The 3,908-nt window shown below is 40.7% G+C and carries 3 protein-coding genes and 19 tRNA genes; 21 read left to right on the forward strand and 1 reads right to left on the reverse strand.

The window, feature by feature from the left end:
* Window positions 1–26: 26 nt before the first annotated feature.
* The 19 genes from AACL61_RS04080 to AACL61_RS04170 all read left to right on the forward strand — a co-directional run bounded on the left by AACL61_RS04080 (window position 27) and on the right by AACL61_RS04170 (window position 1,725).
* Window positions 27–99 (forward strand) — tRNA-Val (locus tag AACL61_RS04080).
* An 18-nt stretch (window positions 100–117) separates the two neighbouring features.
* A tRNA-Lys gene (locus AACL61_RS04085) sits at window positions 118–190 on the forward strand.
* 43 nt (window positions 191–233) lie between these two features.
* Window positions 234–306: transfer RNA gene (locus tag AACL61_RS04090), tRNA-Thr, on the forward strand.
* Between the two features lie 9 nt (window positions 307–315).
* Window positions 316–387: transfer RNA gene (locus tag AACL61_RS04095), tRNA-Gly, on the forward strand.
* A gap of 16 nt (window positions 388–403) precedes the next feature.
* A tRNA-Leu gene (locus AACL61_RS04100) sits at window positions 404–489 on the forward strand.
* 8 nt (window positions 490–497) lie between these two features.
* Window positions 498–571 (forward strand) — tRNA-Arg (locus tag AACL61_RS04105).
* A 5-nt stretch (window positions 572–576) separates the two neighbouring features.
* Window positions 577–650: transfer RNA gene (locus AACL61_RS04110), tRNA-Pro, on the forward strand.
* 30 nt (window positions 651–680) lie between these two features.
* Window positions 681–754 (forward strand) — tRNA-Met (locus tag AACL61_RS04115).
* Window positions 755–769: 15 nt separating this feature from the next.
* Window positions 770–843: transfer RNA gene (locus tag AACL61_RS04120), tRNA-Ile, on the forward strand.
* A gap of 52 nt (window positions 844–895) precedes the next feature.
* A tRNA-Ser gene (locus tag AACL61_RS04125) sits at window positions 896–983 on the forward strand.
* Between the two features lie 8 nt (window positions 984–991).
* Window positions 992–1,065: transfer RNA gene (locus AACL61_RS04130), tRNA-Met, on the forward strand.
* A 4-nt stretch (window positions 1,066–1,069) separates the two neighbouring features.
* Window positions 1,070–1,144: transfer RNA gene (locus AACL61_RS04135), tRNA-Asp, on the forward strand.
* Window positions 1,145–1,153: 9 nt separating this feature from the next.
* Window positions 1,154–1,226: transfer RNA gene (locus AACL61_RS04140), tRNA-Phe, on the forward strand.
* A 15-nt stretch (window positions 1,227–1,241) separates the two neighbouring features.
* Window positions 1,242–1,312, forward strand: a tRNA-Gly gene (locus tag AACL61_RS04145).
* A gap of 9 nt (window positions 1,313–1,321) precedes the next feature.
* Window positions 1,322–1,396, forward strand: a tRNA-Ile gene (locus AACL61_RS04150).
* Window positions 1,397–1,398: 2 nt separating this feature from the next.
* Window positions 1,399–1,486 (forward strand) — tRNA-Ser (locus tag AACL61_RS04155).
* Between the two features lie 4 nt (window positions 1,487–1,490).
* Window positions 1,491–1,562 (forward strand) — tRNA-Glu (locus tag AACL61_RS04160).
* A gap of 10 nt (window positions 1,563–1,572) precedes the next feature.
* A tRNA-Met gene (locus AACL61_RS04165) sits at window positions 1,573–1,646 on the forward strand.
* Between the two features lie 4 nt (window positions 1,647–1,650).
* Window positions 1,651–1,725: transfer RNA gene (locus tag AACL61_RS04170), tRNA-Asp, on the forward strand.
* A 189-nt stretch (window positions 1,726–1,914) separates the two neighbouring features.
* Here AACL61_RS04170 and AACL61_RS04175 read toward each other — a convergent pair.
* Complete coding sequence (locus AACL61_RS04175; RefSeq protein WP_339111016.1) at window positions 1,915–2,406, reverse strand: hypothetical protein; 492 nt, start codon at window positions 2,404–2,406, stop codon at window positions 1,915–1,917.
* Window positions 2,407–2,653: 247 nt separating this feature from the next.
* Here AACL61_RS04175 and spxA point away from each other — a divergent pair, with 247 nt between their 5' ends.
* Both spxA and AACL61_RS04185 read left to right on the forward strand, forming a co-directional pair.
* Window positions 2,654–3,055 carry a transcriptional regulator SpxA gene (gene spxA / locus AACL61_RS04180; RefSeq protein WP_085650540.1) on the forward strand — a complete coding sequence of 134 codons (402 nt, stop codon included), beginning with the start codon at window positions 2,654–2,656 and terminating at the stop codon, window positions 3,053–3,055.
* Window positions 3,056–3,180: 125 nt separating this feature from the next.
* Window positions 3,181–3,852, forward strand: a complete 672-nt coding sequence (locus AACL61_RS04185) for an adaptor protein MecA (RefSeq protein ID WP_102816077.1) — start codon at window positions 3,181–3,183, stop codon at window positions 3,850–3,852.
* Window positions 3,853–3,908 lie beyond the last annotated feature (56 nt).

The raw sequence follows: 3,908 nt of genomic DNA on the forward strand, positions 1-3,908 counted from the left end.
CGAGGATAGGACGTTGCCACGCTTATGGAGGATTAGCTCAGTTGGGAGAGCATCTGCCTTACAAGCAGGAGGTCACAGGTTCGAGCCCTGTATCCTCCATTGAGCGATTAAGCTCATGAGCCGTTAGCTCAGTTGGTAGAGCATCTGACTTTTAATCAGAGGGTCGACGGTTCAAGCCCGTCACGGCTCATTATCAGATACTATATCTGATAATAAAAAATAAAGTGTCAATTGCCGACTTAGCTCAGTTGGCAGAGCACCTGTCTTGTAAACAGGGGGTCGGAGGTTCGAATCCTCTAGTCGGCACTTTCATATGCGGAAGTAGTTCAGTGGTAGAACATCACCTTGCCATGGTGGGGGTCGCGGGTTCGAATCCCGTCTTCCGCTTTGCCAGTTCTATAATGCCGGGGTGGCGGAATTGGCAGACGCACAGGACTTAAAATCCTGCGGTTAGTGATAACCGTACCGGTTCGATCCCGGTCCTCGGCACTTATTATGCACCCATAGCGCAATTGGATAGAGTGTCTGACTACGAATCAGAAGGTTGAAGGTTCGACTCCTTCTGGGTGCATTTTTCGGGAAATAGCTCAGCTTGGTAGAGCACCTGGTTTGGGACCAGGGGGTCGCAGGTTCGAATCCTGTTTTCCCGATTTATAAAATTAATATATTATTAGTTTTTTCGCGGTGTAGCTCAGCTGGCTAGAGCGTCCGGTTCATACCCGGGAGGTCGAGGGTTCGATCCCCCCCGCCGCGATTGGCTGGCTGTTTTGGACCTTTAGCTCAGTTGGTTAGAGCAAGCGGCTCATAACCGCCCGGTCGTAGGTTCGAGTCCTACAAGGTCCATCAGAGATTAGCTTTGATGAATCATTATTGTTTAATCTTATTAATTCATTATGGAGGATTACCCAAGTGGCTGAAGGGGGCGGTCTTGAAAACCGCTAGGCCGTGAGAGCGACGCGAGGGTTCGAATCCCTCATCCTCCTTATATTATCGCGGGGTAGAGCAGTCTGGTAGCTCGTCGGGCTCATAACCCGGAGGTCGTTGGTTCAAATCCAGCCCCCGCAATTTTGGTCCGTTGGTCTAGTTGGTTTAGGACGCATCCCTGTCACGGATGAGATCACGAGTTCGAGTCTCGTACGGACCGTTTATATTTGGCTCGGTAGCTCAGTTGGTAGAGCAACGGATTGAAGCTCCGTGTGTCGGCGGTTCGATTCCGTCCCGCGCCATTAACTTAATATTATGCGGGTATAGTTTAGTGGTAAAACCACAGCCTTCCAAGCTGTTGTCGCGAGTTCGATTCTCGTTACCCGCTTTTAGATATGGGCCTATAGCTCAGCTGGTTTAGAGCGCACGCCTGATAAGCGTGAGGTCGATGGTTCAAGTCCATTTAGGCCCATTGGAGAAGTACTCAAGTGGCTGAAGAGGCGCCCCTGCTAAGGGTGTAGATCGCGCAAGCGGTGCGAGGGTTCGAATCCCTCCTTCTCCGTAATGACCCGTTAGTCAAGTGGTTAAGACACCAGCCTTTCACGCTGGTATCGTGGGTTCAAATCCCGCACGGGTCATCTTTATTATCGCGGGGTAGAGCAGCCTGGTAGCTCGTCGGGCTCATAACCCGGAGGTCGTTGGTTCAAATCCAGCCCCCGCAATTTTGGTCCGTTGGTCTAGTTGGTTTAGGACGCATCCCTGTCACGGATGAGATCACGAGTTCGAGTCTCGTACGGACCGTATTAATTAGTGATAGATAAAAACTTCCTACGTATAGGTGGGGGAGTTTTTTTATTGGCCAAAGTAAACAGTTGATAAAAATACAGATCAAAAAAACAGGACCATGAATTACCGAAAATGCTAATTCATGGTCCTGCTGTAGGTATCAGTTAAATACCATTGGCAAATGCCCTTATGTTATTCTACTTATTAAAAAATGGGTTTGTAAATTTCATCATAGTAACTATTGTCTGACCCAATACTGGTGAAGTTCTTTAAGGATGTAAAGGTTTCGCTTTCCTTCCATGCAGTTAAGGCTTCAAAATCAGCCCAAGCAGTCAGTAAAACTAAAGTAGTAGCTTCCGCTTTATTATCAACGCTAAGCATATAACCACCATTCATGTCAGCTGGTTCAGTTAATACCTTTTGAAGTGTATTATAAAGTAGCTTTTGACGGTCACCGTTTACTTGAAATGATTGGTAGTAAAACATTCCATTTAATTGAGCATCTAGCGTTGAATCAAGAGTTGTTAATTTTACTGGTGATTGAAAAATAGTATCTTTTCCAGAAAGGTCAAATAATGCTAATTTTCTTGTATGAGTAGTTGCCTGCATTAATTTAAAATGACGTTCGGGATATTTATCAATGATTGATTGTAAAATTTGTCGTGAACCAAATGTTAAGCTAATTTTTGTTAACATATTAATTCCTCCTCAGAAGTTAGTAGTCATACTTATTATAGTACAACTTAATGTAAAATAATTAAATTGTAAATTTTATCTACTTTATTTTTGATAAGACATAAATGGAAAATATAATAGTAAGATAGCTTACAAAAAGTCAATAATTTTTGTTATATCGCTTTAATATTAATTGAATAGGGAGTATAATAAACAATGTATTAATGAATGTTCTAGTTTAACTTAATAAAGGAGGCCACTAAACGAAATGGTTACACTATATACGTCTCCAAGTTGTACGTCTTGTCGTAAAGCACGTGCCTGGCTAAAAGAACATGATATTGCTTTTAAGGAACGGAATATTTTTTCTGAACCATTGTCTTTAAATGAAATTAAGAATATTTTACGGATGACTGAAGATGGTACTGAAGACATTATTTCAAAGCGGTCTAAAGCTTACCAAAAGTTGAGCGTAGATCTTAATGACTTGTCGATGAAGGATCTGTTTAAGTTAATTAGTAAAAATCCAGGATTATTACGACGTCCGATTATTATTGATGATAAACGGCTTCAAGTGGGTTACAACGAAGACGAAATCCGTCGCTTCTTACCTCGAAAGGTTCGTGAACTTGAACTAGTAGAAGCTCAAGAAAAAGCAAATATGATTTAACTGATAGAATATGGAAAGTGATATGCTTTCCTTTTTTTATTCTTTTAACCGAGTAACTTTACTTTTAAGCGAAAATCCTTACAATAGAAGTAACATCTAGTTTTGGTAAAAGGAGGTGCTGCTCAATGGAGATGGAACGCATTAATGAAAATACTATTCGCGTTTTGGTAGATAATGATGATTTATCTGCTCGGGGTATCACCATTCTAGATTTGCTTGGCGATCATCAGCAAATTGAGGATTTCTTTTATAGTATCCTGAAAGAAGTAGATACTGATCACCAATTCCAAAACAACGATGCGGTTACTTTTCAGGTGATGCCCACTAATAATGGCTTAGAATTATTTATTAGTAAAAATGATTCTAATTTTGCTGGGAATGAACAGCATGGACCAATTAATGACCAGGTGTCCAAATATATTAAGCAACATTTGATTCAAAAAAATAGTCCGGATCAAGATCAAAGGAAAACAGCGGTTAATGATTCAGAGGATAATGAGATTCAACATACTAACTGGCAAGTAATTACATTTGATTCTTTTGAAGATTTGATTGATTTTGCGAAAATTGCTGAGAGTGATGATGTTTCATCATATTTATATAAGTACAATGATTTGTATTATTTAGCAATTGCTTATTCTGATTCTATTTTGAACAGTAATGATGTTAAAGATCAACTTGCTCTTGCTTATGAATATGGAAACCCCACGGCAACAACGGTTGATTTTCTAAGTGAACATGGAAAGAAAATAATGTCAGTATCTGCCTTGCATTTAATTCGACACTATTTTGAATAAGCTGCGTTTGAGTTTATACTCAACGTAGCTTTTTTGTAAGCAGTCCATATTGACAC

The organism is Limosilactobacillus reuteri subsp. porcinus (genome assembly GCF_036621895.1).
In the GTDB taxonomy this organism is placed as follows: domain Bacteria; phylum Bacillota; class Bacilli; order Lactobacillales; family Lactobacillaceae; genus Limosilactobacillus; species Limosilactobacillus reuteri_J.

Excerpts from the sequence above, each read along its gene's own strand:
- AACL61_RS04185 (WP_102816077.1), top strand. The coding sequence starts at position 3,181 with ATGGAGATGGAACGCATTAATGAAAATACTATTCGCGTTTTGGTAGAT.
- spxA (WP_085650540.1), top strand. The coding sequence starts at position 2,654 with ATGGTTACACTATATACGTCTCCAAGTTGTACGTCTTGTCGTAAAGCA.
- AACL61_RS04175 (WP_339111016.1), bottom strand. The coding sequence starts at position 2,406 with ATGTTAACAAAAATTAGCTTAACATTTGGTTCACGACAAATTTTACAA.